General features: G+C 62.7%; 13 protein-coding genes. 4 read left to right on the forward strand and 9 right to left on the reverse strand.

The annotated features are described in order from the left end of the window. Nucleotides 1–198: 198 nt before the first annotated feature. The 4 genes from H0Z09_RS12720 to H0Z09_RS12735 form a co-directional block, all read right to left on the reverse strand. Nucleotides 199–798: a TetR/AcrR family transcriptional regulator gene (locus H0Z09_RS12720; protein WP_186690929.1), complete on the reverse strand. Its 600-nt coding sequence runs from the start codon at nt 796–798 to the stop codon at nt 199–201. 15 nt (nt 799–813) lie between these two features. Then, the gene (gene feaR / locus H0Z09_RS12725; RefSeq protein ID WP_186690930.1) at nt 814–1,776 is read right to left on the reverse strand and encodes a transcriptional regulator FeaR; all 963 of its coding nucleotides are present in this window, start codon (nt 1,774–1,776) and stop codon (nt 814–816) included. Nucleotides 1,777–1,887: 111 nt separating this feature from the next. Further along, nucleotides 1,888–2,511, reverse strand: coding sequence for a DUF3156 family protein (locus H0Z09_RS12730; protein ID WP_186690931.1), 624 nt, complete (start codon nt 2,509–2,511; stop codon nt 1,888–1,890). After that, on the reverse strand, nt 2,453–3,955 hold the full coding sequence (locus tag H0Z09_RS12735) for an APC family permease (RefSeq protein ID WP_186690932.1): 1,503 nt from the start codon (nt 3,953–3,955) through the stop codon (nt 2,453–2,455). Before H0Z09_RS12735 ends, H0Z09_RS12730 begins: the two co-directional genes overlap by 59 nt. Nucleotides 3,956–4,245: 290 nt before the next feature. Here H0Z09_RS12735 and H0Z09_RS12740 point away from each other — a divergent pair, with 290 nt between their 5' ends. Further along, on the forward strand, nt 4,246–5,574 hold the full coding sequence (locus tag H0Z09_RS12740; protein WP_186690933.1) for a hypothetical protein: 1,329 nt from the start codon (nt 4,246–4,248) through the stop codon (nt 5,572–5,574). A gap of 39 nt (nt 5,575–5,613) precedes the next feature. Here the strand turns inward: H0Z09_RS12740 and H0Z09_RS27495 are convergent, their stop codons facing one another. From H0Z09_RS27495 to H0Z09_RS12755, 3 genes are all read right to left on the reverse strand, one after another. Beyond that, nucleotides 5,614–6,585 (reverse strand): methyl-accepting chemotaxis protein, encoded by a 972-nt coding sequence (locus H0Z09_RS27495; protein WP_186690934.1) that lies wholly within the window; start codon nt 6,583–6,585, stop codon nt 5,614–5,616. Between the two features lie 275 nt (nt 6,586–6,860). After that, complete coding sequence (locus tag H0Z09_RS12750; RefSeq protein ID WP_186690935.1) at nt 6,861–7,793, reverse strand: p-hydroxyphenylacetate 3-hydroxylase reductase component; 933 nt, start codon at nt 7,791–7,793, stop codon at nt 6,861–6,863. A gap of 56 nt (nt 7,794–7,849) precedes the next feature. Next, nucleotides 7,850–9,019 (reverse strand): p-hydroxyphenylacetate 3-hydroxylase oxygenase component, encoded by a 1,170-nt coding sequence (locus tag H0Z09_RS12755; RefSeq protein WP_076953998.1) that lies wholly within the window; start codon nt 9,017–9,019, stop codon nt 7,850–7,852. Nucleotides 9,020–9,255: 236 nt separating this feature from the next. On the opposite strand from H0Z09_RS12755, the gene H0Z09_RS12760 reads away from it, so the two are divergent. The 3 genes from H0Z09_RS12760 to H0Z09_RS12770 all read left to right on the forward strand — a co-directional run bounded on the left by H0Z09_RS12760 (nt 9,256) and on the right by H0Z09_RS12770 (nt 13,073). Next, the gene (locus H0Z09_RS12760; RefSeq protein ID WP_186690936.1) at nt 9,256–10,743 is read left to right on the forward strand and encodes an aldehyde dehydrogenase family protein; all 1,488 of its coding nucleotides are present in this window, start codon (nt 9,256–9,258) and stop codon (nt 10,741–10,743) included. Between the two features lie 342 nt (nt 10,744–11,085). Beyond that, complete coding sequence (locus tag H0Z09_RS12765) at nt 11,086–12,126, forward strand: aromatic ring-hydroxylating dioxygenase subunit alpha (RefSeq protein ID WP_186690937.1); 1,041 nt, start codon at nt 11,086–11,088, stop codon at nt 12,124–12,126. Further along, nucleotides 12,123–13,073 carry a PDR/VanB family oxidoreductase gene (locus tag H0Z09_RS12770; protein WP_186690938.1) on the forward strand — a complete coding sequence of 317 codons (951 nt, stop codon included), beginning with the start codon at nt 12,123–12,125 and terminating at the stop codon, nt 13,071–13,073. The genes H0Z09_RS12765 and H0Z09_RS12770 overlap by 4 nt, the downstream gene beginning before the upstream one ends. Nucleotides 13,074–13,079: 6 nt before the next feature. Here the strand turns inward: H0Z09_RS12770 and H0Z09_RS12775 are convergent, their stop codons facing one another. Both H0Z09_RS12775 and H0Z09_RS12780 read right to left on the reverse strand, forming a co-directional pair. Beyond that, the gene (locus H0Z09_RS12775) at nt 13,080–13,793 is read right to left on the reverse strand and encodes a GntR family transcriptional regulator (RefSeq protein ID WP_057722556.1); all 714 of its coding nucleotides are present in this window, start codon (nt 13,791–13,793) and stop codon (nt 13,080–13,082) included. A 55-nt stretch (nt 13,794–13,848) separates the two neighbouring features. Continuing rightward, nucleotides 13,849–15,591, reverse strand: a complete 1,743-nt coding sequence (locus H0Z09_RS12780) for an acyl-CoA dehydrogenase (protein WP_186690939.1) — start codon at nt 15,589–15,591, stop codon at nt 13,849–13,851. Between the last annotated feature and the right edge of the window lie 19 nt (nt 15,592–15,610).

The following is a 15,610-nucleotide window of genomic DNA, read 5'->3' on the forward strand; positions in this document are numbered from 1 at the left end:
ACACACCGCACTCGTCTTCATGGGGGCTGCTGCGCAGCCCAACGCGGGGCAAGCCCGCTCACCACAGGGATGTAGCCATCTGAAATTGCTTGTGTGAAGCTCAAATTTCAAAGCGAAACGTTAACCCTTTAAAATCAGGAGGTTATTTTAAGTTTGATGAGAACCGGCCTGCCATCTCCCACCTTTGACCGCAGTGCATCAGTTGAACCGGTCGGCCCTTTCGAGCATCGCCAGTGAATCACTGAACACCCGCATCAAGGCTGCAAGCCGTTTGACGTAACCCTGCGACGTCGAATAGATAAGTTCCACATGCAGGCTGTCGACAATGCCCAGGTACGCGTCGCAATACACCTCCAGGGCTTGTACAGCCGTATACCGAGCTTGCGCGGCCCCCTGGAAGTCTTGGCGAATGCGCGCCAGGTAACCCTCAAAGCCGGTGGTAATGACGCTGCGGATATCCGCCGGTGGAAAGTACGCCGTGCGCAGCAGAAAGCGCAGGTGCGCCGATGCTTCATAGCGTTCGCTCAACCGCTCAAGGTGCAACTGCCCCGGTACACCGGCATGCCCGGCCTCGTCCCCGAAGCAACATTCGATGTAGCGGTGCTCGTGCGCCAGGGCGATCTCGAACACCGTCAGAAACAAGGCGTCCTTGCTGACAAAATGCGCATACAACGACGCCTTGCGCATGCCCGCCCCGACCGCGATCTCGTTGAGCGATGAGGCGTCGTAGCCGTGATCGGCGAAGTGTTCGACCGCGACGGCGCAAATGTTACTGGCCGACAGGCTGAGCGGTTTCATGGAACGATGGATCACTTACGCCGCACCCGCCGCCTGTTGCAGATGGGTAGAACGAAATTCCTTGGGCGACAGCTCGAATTGTTTCTTGAACGAGCGGCTGAAGTGGGCCGAGTCGGTGAAACCCCACTTGTAGGCAATCGAGGTGATCGACTCGCTCTTGAGAAACGGGTTGGTCAAATCATCCGCGCTGCGCTTGAGCCGCGCACGCTGGATGTAGCGGCAAACGCTGTCGTCCTGCTCCTCGAACAAACGGTACAGGTGGCGCACCGAAATGTTCAAACGGCTGGCCAGGCCCACGGGGCTCAGGCCGGGCTGGGTCAGGGACTGGTCGATGACTTTCTGCACATAGCTGCGCAGGCTGCTGCCCTGCAGGGAGGCGATGCCCTCACCGGGCGCGTCATGCACTTCAAAGGCAGAACCGAGCAAGGATACAAATGCCGCTTGCAGGGCCTGCGCCTGCTCATTCGAATCCTGGTCGCCCAGCCCCTCCCTGCACAGTTGGTCCATCAGCACATGGAGCATGCGGCCACAGGCCTTGCTCGAAGAGATCTTGCCGAAGGTTTTCGAAACGCCGCCCAGTTGCTTGCACACTTCGTTGCGCGAGAGCGACAGGGATGCATGCTCGATCAGGCCAAACGGGCTGATCTCGATCGAACCGGTGGAGTCCATCAGCAACATGTCGCCGGGGGCCAGTTGCACAACCTGGCTGTTCTGGGTGATCTGGCAATAACCGCTGCGTTGGCTGACGAGGAAACAATGCTGGTCCATATCGTGATCGGCGTTGGGGCGTTCGCGCTTGATCAGCCCGGCGTTGGTGCGCAGGCTGGCCAATGACAGGCCGCCCCGCTCGAGCTTGGACACCTCACCGATGAACAGTGAGCGGTTGAACGCCAGTTCCGTGTCGAAATGGCCGCAGGCGGCTCGCAAATCCCGAGTCCAGGTGTCCAATCCAGGGTGCGCAGATTGATAGGTGCTCATGGCAACTCCACAGTGGCTTCTTGTTTTTGTTGGCCAATAGTTAACATGTTATCTATATAGGCGCAACAAGCACGTCATACCCACTGTAGAAGCAGTAATGATGCCAACCGATCACAACCCGCCCAACACCCGCTGCAAGCCCGCCAGTACCGTGAACAAGGCTGCTCGCTGGGCGGGGCTCAGGGCAATGTAGCGACGAAACGCCGGCATGCGGTTGACCACTTCACTGCCGCCCATGTGCTCAAGCCGCACCTGCCAGTGCTGCCCGTCCAGGTCTATGCGCAAGCGCTTGAAGTCCAGCACCATCAGCGCATGGTGCAAGGCCCGATCACCCTCCAGAGCGTCCATGAGCCTGGCGCGCAGGCCCGCTTCGCCAGTGCGCTGGCGACACCCCAGGCCCGTGCGTCGAATCGACCCGCTGTGGTGCAGGTCCAGGCGCGCACCGCCCTGCTCCAGGGCAGGCACCAGGATCATGAACTCGGTCATGACCAGGTGCATCAGCAACTGCGATTCGGTGCGCTCGACAACGCTCACGTGCAGGTCGGCATCGTCCAGGTAAAACCCGGCACTGGCCGCGCCCGTGGCGCTGAAACTCGCCAGGCCCAGGTTGCGCCGCAGGTACTCGAGCGTCACACCGGGCCGATAGCCGGCCGGGGCACGGCTGGCATTGAACAGCTCAGACAACTTTTGCAGCGTGCTCGAAAGGTGTGCTGTGAGGGTGGTTGCCAAGCTCATGGGAGAACTCCTTGGCCAGCACGTCTTCTACCCGCGCCGGCTTGAATGGATTGACCTTCTGTACCACCAGCGTCCAGAACAGCGCGTAGGTCGCCGTGAGCGCGAGCATGATCCCGAACGGCACGTAGATGTCGGCAGGGTTCATCCCGGGTGGAGTAATGAACCACATGCCCAGCAAGATGCCGATGCTGGAGAGTATTTGTGGCAACGGGAAAAACGGCGAGCGATAGGCACGTGGCAGATCCGGGCGGCGAATGCGCAGGATCACTACGGACAGCGTCACCAGCAAATAGGAAAAACTCCACGCACAGACCGCAGCGAGCACCAGGTGCAGGATGTTATCGGCGTTGCCGCCCAACCACAGGGCATGCAGGCACGGAATCAGCATCGCCACCAGGATGCACAGCAACGGTGTCTTGAAACGCGGGTGCAGGTAGGTGAAGACCTTGGGCAACGCGCCGTCCACGGCCATGCCGTAGAGAATCCTCGGAACACCTGCCATCAGTGTGTTGATGGTGGCCGCCCCGGCGAACAGAAAACCGATACCCAGCCACATCGGGCCGACATCTCCCATGACTTGGTAGGCAAACTTGGGGATTGCCATGGGGGTGTCGAGCAGATGTACGCCGGTGGCGGCATCCAGCAGCACGTTTTCGACCTGACGCTTCATCGCGGCGCCATAGATGAACATGCACGTGGCCACGCCCAGCAAGCCCAGGATCATGGCCTTGGGCATGGTCTTGGCCGAGTTGCGCAGATCCGGCGCCAGCGGCGTGACGAACTCGCAGCCGACAAACATGAACATCGCCATGCCGACCAGCGACAGAATTGTGATCAGGTCGGTGCCCACCAGCGACGCCCCGAACCAGCCATCCAACTGCACCGCCGGTGCCGCGATCAGGCCCATCACGCCAAAGACCATCAGCGTGGTCCACATGCCGAAGGTCAGCACGATCTCCGCCCGGCCAAAGGCGCTGACGCCAAAGGCATTGAGAATACCGAACACCACGATGAACCCGCCCCCCAGCAACCAGGAGCCTCCGGCGGATTCGGCCAGCGTGTTGAGGTGCTCGAAATTCACCAACGCCATCACCCCGGCAAGGATGGTTTCGGCGGTACCGGCAAACACGTGCACGATCAGGTACGCCGACAACGTCCCGGTGATCGCAAAAAACCGGCCCATGCCGCAATTGATGTAGTCGTAGACCGAGCCGGTGGTCGGCAGGATCGAGGCGGCCTCGGCGAAGGTGGTCGCTTGCGCCAGCATCATCACCACCGCAATCAGCATGGCCACCGCGAAAGCGCTGCCGCCGATGCCGAAGCCCATGGTCGCGGTGAGAATCACCGGGCTGGCCATGATCAGGCCGATGGTGCTGGCCAGCGCGGTCGGAAAGCCGACGCTGCCTCGTTTCAGATGCTGCGTGAGCCGGTCATTGATCGACATGGTGCGGATCCTCGAAAGCGGATTTCTTAGTGGATGCATCGAGCCGTACAAGGTGCTGGCGTTGAAGCCGTCCCCTGCCAGTCCCTGATCGAAACGGCCTCGAGCGAAAATCACTGTGCGCCTCCAACGCACCGAGCGTCTTGCCCATGTCTGCCGTCACTTTTGTTGCTGTCTGCCAAGGCAAGGGGCCTGGCGGGCAGGATCAATTACCTGGCACGCAGGTAAAAGACTTCCCCTGCGCCCAGCCATCCTAATGCGCGCTCGACCTAACCATGCTGGGGACTATAACAATGGAGCACACACCGAACACCCGCACGCTGTCCAAGGCTGTCGGCCTGGGCATCGCGCTCTTGATCACCCACTCATCGGCCCAGGCCTATGCGCTGTACGCCGACGAAGACACCCACCTCAACGCCGACTTCCTGGCGGTCTACGGGATGTTCAACAGCCGCCACAACTACGATGGCACGCCAGGCGGTTCGACCTGGCGCGAAGGGCTCATCAAGTACGGGGTCAGCGGCGATCAGGGCCTGGCCGGGTACGGTACCGGCTATGGCGCACTCAATTGGGTCAGTTCCGGCACCTGGGGCGACGGCGATGCGGGAGGCAACACCGTGGGGTCGGAACGCACCACAAAGATCGAGGACGCGTACCTCGGGTGGCGCTCGGCCGAGCTATTCCCTGCACTGGGCAAGGACGGGGTGGATTTCTCCATCGGCCGCCAAGTGGTCAAGGTTGGCCGCGGGTTTCTGATCAACGACGACGGCCCCAACCTGGGCAAGGGCCCGGCTGACGGTACGTTGAACCGCGGAGGCGGCTTCTACCTCGGGGCACGGCATGCCTTCGATCGTACGGCCGTCCTGCGCCTGGGCGGGCAGGACGGCCTGCACGGTTCGGTGCTGTGGCTCAAATCCGACAACCGCGCCCAGGCCGAAACCGAGCTGGCGGCGGGCACCCTCGACTACACGGCCGCCGCCGGTACGCTGGGCTTGACCTGGGTGCACGGCATGGGCGTTACCGACCAATGGGCCAATGACTTCCAGAAACAGCGCGACGGCATGAACACCTACAGCCTGCGCGGCGAAGGCAACGCGGGCATCGAAAATGCCAGTTTCGCCTTCGAGTACGCCTGGCAGGACAAGGACGCCGGCCCCGAAAAAGCCTGGTACGGCGAAGCCGGCTACACCTTCGCCGACGTCAGCTGGGCGCCGAAGCTGACCTATCGCTACACCCGATACTCGCAAAAATGGGACCCACTGTTTACCGGGCTCAGCACCGGCTATGGCACATGGATCCAGGGTGAAGTCGCCGGCAACTACGCCGGTCCGTTCAACAGCAACACCGCGATCCAGCATGTAGGGCTCAAAGCGACGCCGCTGGAAAACCTGACAATTGGCGCGCTGTACTTCGACTTCAACACCCTGCGCAAACACAATGCGCTGAACCTGGACGCCCGCGAACTGGACCTGTACGCCGAATGGGCGGTCAACAGCCACCTGATCATCAGCCCACTGGTGGGCCTGTACCAACCGAAAAAAGACGCGAACAGCGGCGGAAACCAGGTGGGTGGCAACGGCACTAACCTCTACAGCCAGCTAACGGTGGCCGTGCCCTTCTGACCCCTTTCGGGCGCTGCCCGGCGCAGCGCCTGAAGCACGTTATTGCTTGTGCTGGTGCAACATCGTCTGAATCCGATGAGTCGCCTGGCGGGTGTTTTCCGCCAGTTTGCGCACCTCATCGGCCACCACCGAAAACCCACGGCCGACCTCGCCGGCCCGCGCGGCTTCAATGGCCGCGTTCAAGGCCAGCAGGTTGGTCTGGTCGGCAATGCCCTTGATCACACTGACCACCGTGGCGATCTGGCCATAGGTGGCCTGGTTGTGTTCAAGCAGTTGTTGGTGGGTGGTCCGCGCCGACTGCTCATCGCTGATGTCCCGGACCGCGCCAAGCACTCGAGTCAAGCGTCCCTGGGCGTCCCGCACTGCCCGGCCGCGTTCGCGGCACCAGATGTAGTCACCGGTCTTGTGGCGCATCCGATATTCAAATACGTACTCACCGCTGCCATGAGCCGCGAGGATCTCACGGTCGAAAATCGCCATGATCTTGGGCAAGTCGTCGGGATGGGTAATGCCGACCTGCGCGTCCCAGCCGTCGGGCAGTTCATTGGGGGCATACCCCAGCAGCAGGCGGAACTGATTGAAAATGCGCATCTGGCTGCGCGGGTCCTGAACGTCACCGTTGACCACGGTGATGTCCCAGCAACCCTCGGTCATGGTGCACAGCAGCAGCTCCCAGATCTGCTTCTCCTGTTGCTGCTGGTCGCAAAGCAGCCGGTGCCCGCGCAGCTCGACGTCCAGTGCCGCCTCACGCTGCCAGGCCTGTTCCAGTTGTTGACGCAGCGCTTCAAGGGCCTGCTGGTCGGCTGCCCGCTGGGCGGCCTGCTCCCTGGCCGATGCCTCGGCCTGCTGCAGTTGGCGGTCGGTGTATGCCCGCTGTTGCGCGAGCTGTTCCAGGCAGGCCTGCACCGACGGGTACGTGTGCAGCGCCCGGGTATCAGGCGCCTCCCCCGCCAGCAGCTGCTTGAGGTGGACAGCAAGGTCCTGCATCGGCTGGTTTTTCTTGAAGAACATCGGTCTGCCCTCTGCGCATCGTGTCGAAACGCTGGATCTGATCGCAAACCACCCATGATTGCTTGTACGAGCCTGCACGCCCGTTTGCGCCTGGCTGCCAGGGGCCATCCTGCATCTGCAGGATCAGATCGTTCCCACGCTCTGCGTGGGAATGCCGCCCTGGACGCTCTGCGTCCGCTCCTGGAAAACGTGACGCAGAGCGTCACAAGATGCATTTCCCACGCTGAGCGTGGGAACGATCAACCGAGGCCTTTACCGGCCTCGGTTTTTTACGATCAGCAATGGCGGATCAATTGCTTCAACACCGTCTTGAATGTTTCGATCTGCGCCTCGGTGAACGCGGCGAACACCTTGTCCTGCTGTTCACGCGCAATCGCCCAGAGGTCTTCAGTCTGCTCCACACCGGCCGCGGTCAGGTGTACGCCCTGGTCATCGTCACTCACCAGCCCCTTGCGCTTGAGGTTGGCCACGGCTTCGTCGATTTCGCGCACCGGCATGGCCACTTCGCGCAACAGGTCATGTGTGCTCAGCCGGGCGTCGTTCTCCAGCACCATCAGCATGCGTGCCTCGTTGGTGCGCAGGCCGGTGGACAATTGCCGGGGTTGGTAGCTGGATTGGTAGGCACGCACCGCCTGGGTCATCAGGTAGTACAGGTTGTGGCTCAGGCGCCCCTGGAAATGGCTGCTCGGCGGCTGGCTGTCGTCACGCTTGGTCATGCGCGTGTGGGGCAGGACCATCGAGTAGGCGCCCTGATGATAGAGCAGCGGCGCACGACCGAAATCATCGAAAGCCACCACCTTGCCGATCATGATCCAGTGATCGCCACCGTCCACCTGCTGGAAGTTCTCACAGTGAAACCGCGCCGAACAATCGGCGAACACCGGCGCTCCGCCCTCGCCTGGCTGGTACTCGATCTCGGCGAAGCGATCATCCTTGGGCCGGGCGAAATTGTTCGACAGGTCTATCTGGTCAGCCGCCAGCACGTTCACCGCGAAATGGCTGGCCTGCTCGAACACCTCATGGCTGGTGGAACGTTTGTCGAGGCTCCACAGCACCAAGGGCGGGTCGAGGGACACCGAGTTGAAGCTGTTGGCAGTGACGCCCACCTTGCGCCCGGAAGCGTCGGCGGCGGTGACCACGGTCACGCCGGTGGCAAAATTGCCCAGGGCGCGGCGAAAGGCGCGTGGGTCGAAGGTCGATTCAGACATGCAAGACTCCCGGGCTGCGTCAGGCGCAGCCCTGATTGTTGTTATCAAATACGGGTTCAGATCATGCTCGGGTCGGGTTCCAGGCCCATCAGTTCGCGGCCGAGGATCTGCGCGCACACGTCGTAGTCGGTGTAGGCATGGGCGCCGGTCATGTGCGAGTCGCGGAACAGGCGCTGCATCTCGTTGTGTTCGAACCAGGCATTGCCGCCCGCGGCTTCGAACAGGCGATCCACCGCCTGGATGCACATCTTGGTCGCGTACGCCTGGTTGGTGCGCCAGAACGCCAGGGTTTCGCGGCTGGGGTAGCGCTGCTGCTCACTGTGCTCGGCATGCTCGGCCCAGGTCTTTTCAAGAAACGCGCGAGCGGCGCCGACCTGATGCGTCGACTCGGCCAAGCGCATCAACGCCGGCGTGGCCGCACCGACCGCCGCGCCGGTGTAAGCCCGCACGCGGGTCCTGGTCTTTTCACGGAACACCTCAAGCATGCGTTCGGCGACACCCAGGCTCACGGTAGAAAAACCGCTGGCAAAATACGGACGGTACGGCGAATAGAACACCTTGCTGTCGGGGTACAAGCCGAAGCCTGCGGATTTGCCCTCCATCATGTCCTTGGCCTTTTGGATGCGATGCTCCGGCACCCAGGCCTTGTCGATGATCAGGGTCTTGGTGCCGCTGCCTTTCATGCCGGCGGCAAACCAGTCGTCGCGGATCTGATAGTCACTGCGCGGCAGCACCGCGAAGCAATAATCCTGAGTGCCCTCGGCATTCGGCCGGCGGAAACCGACAATGGCCCATTCGGCATGGTCACAGCCGCTGCTCCAGCCCATCTCACCGCTGAACAGCACGCCGCCCTCAGCCTCTTCGGTACGCCCGAAGGGGGCGATGCTGCTGCTGGCCGTGGCGTTCGGGTCTGTGCCCCAGACCTCCTGCTGCAGGGTGGCCGAGAACAGCGCCAGTTGATGGCTGTGGGTGCACAACAGGCTCATGGCCCAGGCCGTGCTGGCGCAGGCCCCGGCGAGCGCGGCGATACAGTCGGCAAACTGTGGCAGCGACAATTCCATGCCACCGAACGCCTTGGGCTGGAACGCACGGTGCAGGCCGATGCCTTTGAGTAGCGCAATATTCTCGGCGGGCACCTGGCGACCCTGCTCGGCCTGGAAGGCATTGGCCGCAATGGCCGGCAGGAGGGACTTGAGGTCTTCGAGGAGCGGGTTTGGCTTTTTCATGGATGGCCCTGCTTATTATTGGATGCCCGGACAACCGCAGGAATCGAAGCGGAGCGCCGGATGCAGGGCCAGTATGGCGTGCGCCCGGCGGGCATAAAATGCACGTTCCAGAGTCAAGATTGCACTTTTCACAGGCATGGCAGCCACAGACATAGCGCACGGCAGGCACAGTCAAGCCGGGCATGCACCGGTGGTTTAACCTCGGGGTTTTCTTTGTTGACGACCAGGAAAACCCCATGAGCGATATTCCACTGCTGCCTCACGTCGAAGCCTTTCTGCGTCGACAACACGCGTTGTTTATCGACGATGGCTACGTCCAGAGTCACTCCGGCCAGACGCTGGAGGTGACCAACCCGGCCACCGGCCAGGTCATCGCCGAGGTCGCCGACGCCGACCCGGCCGATATCGACGCGGCCGTGGCCTCCGCGCGCCGTGGTTTCAAACAATGGTCCCAGGTCGCCCCGGCCACACGCGGCACTGTTCTGTTCAAACTGGCCGACCTGATGGAGCAGCACCGCGAAGAGCTGGCGCAGATCGAGACCTGCCAGTCGGGCAAGATCATCCAGATTTCCCGGGCCTTCGAAGTCGACCAGGCCGCGCATTTCTTGCGTTACTACGCCGGTTGGGCCAGCAAGATCACCGGGCAGACCATCACGCCGTCACTGCCCTCCTTCGCCGGTGAACGCTACACCGCCTTCACCCTGCGCGAGCCGGTCGGGGTGGTGGTGGGGATCGTGCCGTGGAATTTCTCGACCATGATCGCTATCTGGAAACTCGCCTCGGCACTGGTGACCGGCTGCAGCATCATCATCAAGCCCAGTGAGTTCACGCCGCTGACCATCCTGCGCATCGCCGAACTGGCGATGGAAGCCGGCCTGCCGCCAGGTGCGCTCAACGTACTGACCGGAACCGGCCTGGTGGGCAAAGGGCTGGTCGAACACCCCGGCACCAACAAAGTATCGTTTACCGGCTCGGTGCCGACCGGCATCGCCGTGGGCCAGAGCGCCATGGGCGCCGGGTTGACTCGCGCGACCCTTGAACTGGGCGGGAAGAACTCGGCGGGTTTCCTGCCCGACGTGGACCTGGACAAGGCGGTCAGCGGCATCATCGAAGCGGGCTTTTTGCACTCGGGGCAGATCTGCGCGGCTGCCGAGCGCTTCTTTGTGCATCGCTCGCAGATCGAGGCGGTCATGGACAAACTGGCGCAACGCTTGAGCGCGCTGAACATCGGCTCGCCGCTGGATGAGCGTACCGAGTTCGGCCCGGTCGCCAACCGCCAGCACCAACTCAAACTGGGCGCGTTCTTTGACAGGGCACGCGCGCAAAACAACCGCATCGTGCACGGCGGCAGGCTAATTGACCGGCCGGGTTGCTACGTTGAACCGACGATCATCCTGGCAAACGGGGTCGACGATACGTTGCTCAACGAAGAGACCTTCGGCCCGATTGCTACGTTCTTGCCGTATGACACTGAAGAGGAGCTGCTGGCGTTGATGAACAACACGCCTTATGGCTTGAGCGCCAGCCTTTGGACCAACGATCTGGGCAAGGCGCTGCGCATGGTGCCGGCCATTGAAGCGGGCACGGTGTGGGTGAATATGCATACCTTGCTTGACCCGGCGGTGCCGTTTGGAGGGAGCAAGTCCTCGGGCGTGGGTCGGGAGTTTGGCGGGGCGTTTATTGAGGATTACACCGAGTTGAAATCGGTGATGATTCGTTACTGAAGACCCTCTGGCGATGCCCCATGAACCGACTGTGGGAGCCAGTCATCGCGGATCGTTCCCGCGCTCTGCGTGGGAATGCCGCCTCGGACGCTCCGCGTCCCGATCGCGATGCCTGTCTCAAGTCCTACACAAGGTGACGCGGAGCGTCACGGGATGCATTCTCACGCAGAGCGCGGGAACGATCATAGCCACGTCCCCACGCCAGACACTCTTAATGGATCCACTAATAAGTAAGTGTCCGGTAATCGCCCGTTAAAACCTGTTTAATACCTTGACCTCTTCACGCCCCTCCAATTTAATGGATCCAACAAATAAAAATAATCCATTGCCTGGAGAGTCACCATGTACCCCAAGAACACCTGGTATGTCGCCTGCACCCCCGACGAAATCGCGCACAAGCCGCTGGGTCGGCAGATCTGTGGTGAAAAAATGGTGTTCTACCGCGGCCTCGAAGGTGCGGTGGTCGCGGTCGAGGACTTCTGCCCTCATCGCGGCGCGCCGTTGTCGCTGGGCTATGTCGAGAACGGCAACCTGGTGTGCGGCTACCACGGCCTGGTCATGGGCTGCGATGGCAAGACGGTCGAGATGCCTGGTCAGCGGGTACGCGGTTTTCCCTGCAACAAGACCTTCGCAGCGGTTGAGCGCTACGGCTTCATCTGGGTATGGCCGGGTGATCAGGCCCAGGCCGACCCAGCGCTGATCCATCACCTGGAATGGGCGGTGAGCGATGAGTGGGCCTATGGCGGCGGCCTGTTCGATATCCAGTGCGATTACCGCCTGATGATCGACAACCTGATGGACCTGACCCACGAAACCTACGTGCATGCCTCCAGCATCGGCCAGAAGGAGATTGACGAGGCGCCGCCCGTCACTACGGTGGAAGGCGACGAGGTGGTAACCGCGCGGCACATGGAAAACATCATGGCGCCGCCGTTCTGGCGCATGGCGCTGCGCGGCAATAACCTGGCCGACGATGTGCCGGTGGACCGCTGGCAAATCTGCCGCTTTACCCCGCCCAGCCATGTGTTGATCGAAGTCGGCGTGGCCCATGCCGGCAAGGGCGGCTACAACGCCGCCCCCGAGCACAAGGCTGCAAGCATCGTGGTGGATTTCATCACCCCCCAAACCGACACTTCTATTTGGTACTTCTGGGGCATGGCGCGCAACTTCAACCCGCAGGACGCGGAGCTGACGGCCAGTATCCGCGAAGGCCAGGGCAAGATTTTCAGCGAAGACCTGGAGATGCTCGAACGCCAGCAGCAGAACCTGCTCGCCCACCCGACACGCAACCTGCTCAAGCTGAATATCGATGCCGGCGGCGTACAGTCGCGCAAGGTCCTGGAGCGACTGATCGCCCGGGAACGCGCCGGAGAGCCGACATGATTGAGGTGGTGGTGGCATCGCGGCGCGTCGAGGCGCTGGACATTTGCAGCTATGAGCTGGCCCGTATCGATGGCGCGCCGCTGCCGCCGTTCAGTGCCGGGGCGCACATTGATGTGCACCTGCCGGACGGGCTGATCCGGCAATATTCGCTGTGCAACCACCCCGAGGAGCGCCATCGTTACCTGATCGGCGTGCTCAACGACCCGGCCTCGCGAGGCGGTTCACGTAGCCTGCACGAACAGGTGCACGAAGGCGCCCGCCTGTCCATCAGCGAACCTCGCAATCTGTTCCCCCTGGCCCACGAAGCCCGGCGCAGCCTGTTGTTTGCCGGTGGCATCGGCATCACCCCGATCCTGTGCATGGCCGAGCGCCTGGCCTATCTGGGTGCCGACTTCGAATTGCATTACTGCGCCCGCGCCCATGAACGCGCTGCGTTTGTGCAGCGCCTGAAAACGTCGCCGTTTGCCGAGCGGGTATTCCTGCATTTCGACGAGCAGCCCGACACGGCGCTGAATGCCGCCCAGGTGCTGGCGACACCGGCCGCAGACGTGCACCTGTACGTCTGCGGCCCCGGCGGCTTCATGCAGCATGTGCTCGACAGCGCACGGGCCCAGGGCTGGCGGGAAGACTGCCTGCACCGCGAGTACTTCTCGGCGGCGCCGGTGGACAGCAGCCTGGACGGGCGGTTTTCGGTGAAGGTGGCCAGCAGTGGTCAGGTCTTCGAGATACCGGCCGACCAGACTGTGGTGCAGGTCCTGCAAAGCCACGGCATCGAGATTGCCGTGTCGTGCGAACAAGGGATTTGCGGCACCTGCCTGACCCGCGTGCTGGAGGGCACGCCGGAGCACCGCGACCTGTTCCTCACCGAGCAGGAGCAAGCCTTGAACGACCAGTTCACGCCCTGCTGCTCGCGCGCGAAAACCCCGCTGCTGGTGCTCGATATCTGAACCCTGTCACGACGCGGGCAAGATCACCTTCATGCGCGCGTCGGCGGTGGCCGAGCTGAAGATCTCGGCATAGCGCAAGGTCGCGTTGGCGTGTTCGCGCATGATGGCTTCGGCCCGCGCGCCCTGGCGATTGACCAGGGCGTCGAACACCGAATGGTGCTGCATGTGGGCATAGTTGAAGCGGCGGTATTCGCGGGCCATGTCCTCGCGGTCCACCGCCAGCGCCGTCACCGAGGCAAACGGCAGGTGGTCATTGCGCGCCAGGGCGTCGGCAATCGCCGGGTTGTGGCTGCCTTCGACGATCACTTGGTGAAAACGCATGTTCAGGTCGTGATAGACCTCGAGGTCGTCCTCGGTCACGTAACCCTTGTCGAACAGTTGATCGCCCTCGACCAGGCAGCGCTCCAGTGCTCTGCGCGCCTCGTCGGACAAGCCGCGCTCGGCGGTCTGGCGCGCCGCCAGGCCTTCGAGCACACCACGCACTTCGACCGCGCCCGCGATGTCGCTGGGGCTGACCGAACGCACCTGATACCCGCGCCCGCCGAACGGCACCAGCAACCCTTCCTGCTCCAGGGTACGAAATGCCATGCGTACCGGCATGCGCGACACGCCGAACAACTGCGCCGTGGGAATTTCCATCAGGCGCTCGCCCGCCGCCAACTCGCCGCTGGCGATCATCTTGCGCAGTGCAACCAGCACCAATTGACCGGGTTTACTCATCCAGGCAACTTCCAGAAAACATGGGCTGCCATAGTAACGCAAGCGCCTGCCGCCGTCAGACGAACGCCAATGCCGCGCGCGCACCGTCTATCGCGCCCAGATGCTGCGCCAACCGGGACGGCAGGTAATCGAAAAAGAACCCGGCGCTTTGCAGCTTGGCGGCACGCAATGGGTCCTCCTGCGGCAACGCCCTGGACACCCGCGCCGCCCGCGCCCAGGCAAACGCCAGCAGCGCCACGCCACACAGCTGAAGGAAGTCCGGCGCCGCCCGGTAGGGGTACTCGCTGTCCTCGTGCGACCGTTCCCGTATGTCGTTCACCACACCGGCCAAGGTGTCGCACAGGCGGCCTAACACATGGGCGAACCCCGCACATTCGATGGACTCTGCGCCCTGCCCGACCTCCGCGCGCAACTCGGCCAGCAACAGGTCAAACGCTCGGCCCTCATCCCCCAACACCTTGCGCAGCAACAGGTCATTGGCCTGGATCTCGTTGCTGCCCTCATAGATCATCGCAATGCGGCTGTCGCGCAGGGTTTGCTCGATGGCGAACTCGGCGACGTAGCCGTAACCGCCGAAAACCTGCAACGCATTGCTGGCCTGACGAAACCCCTGCTCGGTAAAAAAACCCTTGATGATGGGTGTCAGCAACGACGCCAACTGGGCGGCGGCCGGGTTCTGGTGATGCTCGGCCTGATCGAGCAGGTGCGCCGCCCAATAACCGATGGCGCGCATGCCTTCGCTGATGGTGCGCAGCTCCAGCAATACGCGGCGCATGGCCGGGTGATAACGGATCGGGTCGGCCGCCTGGGCCGCCACTTCTTCGGGCCGTGACGGTGCGCGCATCTGCAAGCGCTCCGCTGCGTACTGCCGAGCGTTCTGCCACGCTGCCTCGGTATGCCCCAGGCCTTGCAGGCCGACATGCAGGCGCGCCGAATTCATCATCACGAACATTGCCGCCAGGCCGCGATTGGCGTCGCCGATCAGCCAGCCTTGGGCCGCGTCGAACACCAGCGAGCAGGTGGCGCTGCCCTTGATGCCCATCTTGTGTTCAATGCCATCACAGCGCACGCCATTGGGCCGGTCATCGTCCAACCGCTTGGGCACCAGGAACAGTGAAATACCCCGACTGCCCGGCGGCGCATCGGGCAAGCGCGCCAGCACCAGATGCAGGATATTGGCCGTGAGATCGTGCTCGCCACCGGAAATAAACAGTTTGCTGCCGCTCAGGCGATAACTGCCATCCGCCTGGGGGTCGGCGCGACAGCGCAGTAAACCGACATCGCTGCCGGCCTGAGGCTCGGTCAGGCACATGGTGGGCAACGCCTGGCCGCTGATGATCTCGGGCAAATAACGCGCCTGCAGCCAGGGAGCAGCGTGAGCCTTGAGGCACAGGTAGGCGCCGTGGGCGATGCCGGTGTACATGGCCCAGGCGTGGTTGCTGGCGTAGAGCATTTCTTGCAACGCCGCGTCGAGCAATTGCGGCAAGCCCTGCCCGCCCAGCACTTCGGCGCAGGCCAGTGCCGGCCAGCCGCCCTCGACATAGGCACGGTACGCCTCGACAAAGCCGTCTGGCGTTGCGACCTGGCCCGCCTGCCAGCGGCAGCCCTGGCGATCACCGCGACTGTTCAACGGTGCCAGCACGCCCTGGCTGAAGCGTGCCGCCTCCTCCAACACCTGCACCGCCAGCGGCAGGTCCAGAGCCTCGAACGCCGGGTTGCGGCACCAGGCAGCGGGCGCCTGCAACCAATGTTCAAGCACAAAGTGCATATCACGCAGGGGCGCCTGATAGCTCCACATGGGACACCTCTTCAAGTAA

This window comes from Pseudomonas sp. SWRI18, assembly GCF_014268345.1.
Classification (GTDB): Bacteria; Pseudomonadota; Gammaproteobacteria; order Pseudomonadales; family Pseudomonadaceae; genus Aquipseudomonas; species Aquipseudomonas cedrina.

What these genes read in the sequence shown, in the direction of transcription:
- H0Z09_RS12780 (WP_186690939.1), bottom strand. Translation starts at nt 15,591, where the DNA reads ATGTGGAGCTATCAGGCGCCCCTGCGTGATATGCACTTTGTGCTTGAA.
- H0Z09_RS12740 (WP_186690933.1), top strand. Translation starts at nt 4,246, where the DNA reads ATGGAGCACACACCGAACACCCGCACGCTGTCCAAGGCTGTCGGCCTG.
- H0Z09_RS12730 (WP_186690931.1), bottom strand. Translation starts at nt 2,511, where the DNA reads ATGAGCTTGGCAACCACCCTCACAGCACACCTTTCGAGCACGCTGCAA.
- H0Z09_RS12770 (WP_186690938.1), top strand. Translation starts at nt 12,123, where the DNA reads ATGATTGAGGTGGTGGTGGCATCGCGGCGCGTCGAGGCGCTGGACATT.
- H0Z09_RS12750 (WP_186690935.1), bottom strand. Translation starts at nt 7,793, where the DNA reads ATGTCTGAATCGACCTTCGACCCACGCGCCTTTCGCCGCGCCCTGGGC.
- H0Z09_RS12760 (WP_186690936.1), top strand. Translation starts at nt 9,256, where the DNA reads ATGAGCGATATTCCACTGCTGCCTCACGTCGAAGCCTTTCTGCGTCGA.
- H0Z09_RS27495 (WP_186690934.1), bottom strand. Translation starts at nt 6,585, where the DNA reads ATGTTCTTCAAGAAAAACCAGCCGATGCAGGACCTTGCTGTCCACCTC.
- H0Z09_RS12775 (WP_057722556.1), bottom strand. Translation starts at nt 13,793, where the DNA reads ATGAGTAAACCCGGTCAATTGGTGCTGGTTGCACTGCGCAAGATGATC.
- H0Z09_RS12765 (WP_186690937.1), top strand. Translation starts at nt 11,086, where the DNA reads ATGTACCCCAAGAACACCTGGTATGTCGCCTGCACCCCCGACGAAATC.
- feaR (WP_186690930.1), bottom strand. Translation starts at nt 1,776, where the DNA reads ATGAGCACCTATCAATCTGCGCACCCTGGATTGGACACCTGGACTCGG.
- H0Z09_RS12755 (WP_076953998.1), bottom strand. Translation starts at nt 9,019, where the DNA reads ATGAAAAAGCCAAACCCGCTCCTCGAAGACCTCAAGTCCCTCCTGCCG.
- H0Z09_RS12720 (WP_186690929.1), bottom strand. Translation starts at nt 798, where the DNA reads ATGAAACCGCTCAGCCTGTCGGCCAGTAACATTTGCGCCGTCGCGGTC.
- H0Z09_RS12735 (WP_186690932.1), bottom strand. Translation starts at nt 3,955, where the DNA reads ATGTCGATCAATGACCGGCTCACGCAGCATCTGAAACGAGGCAGCGTC.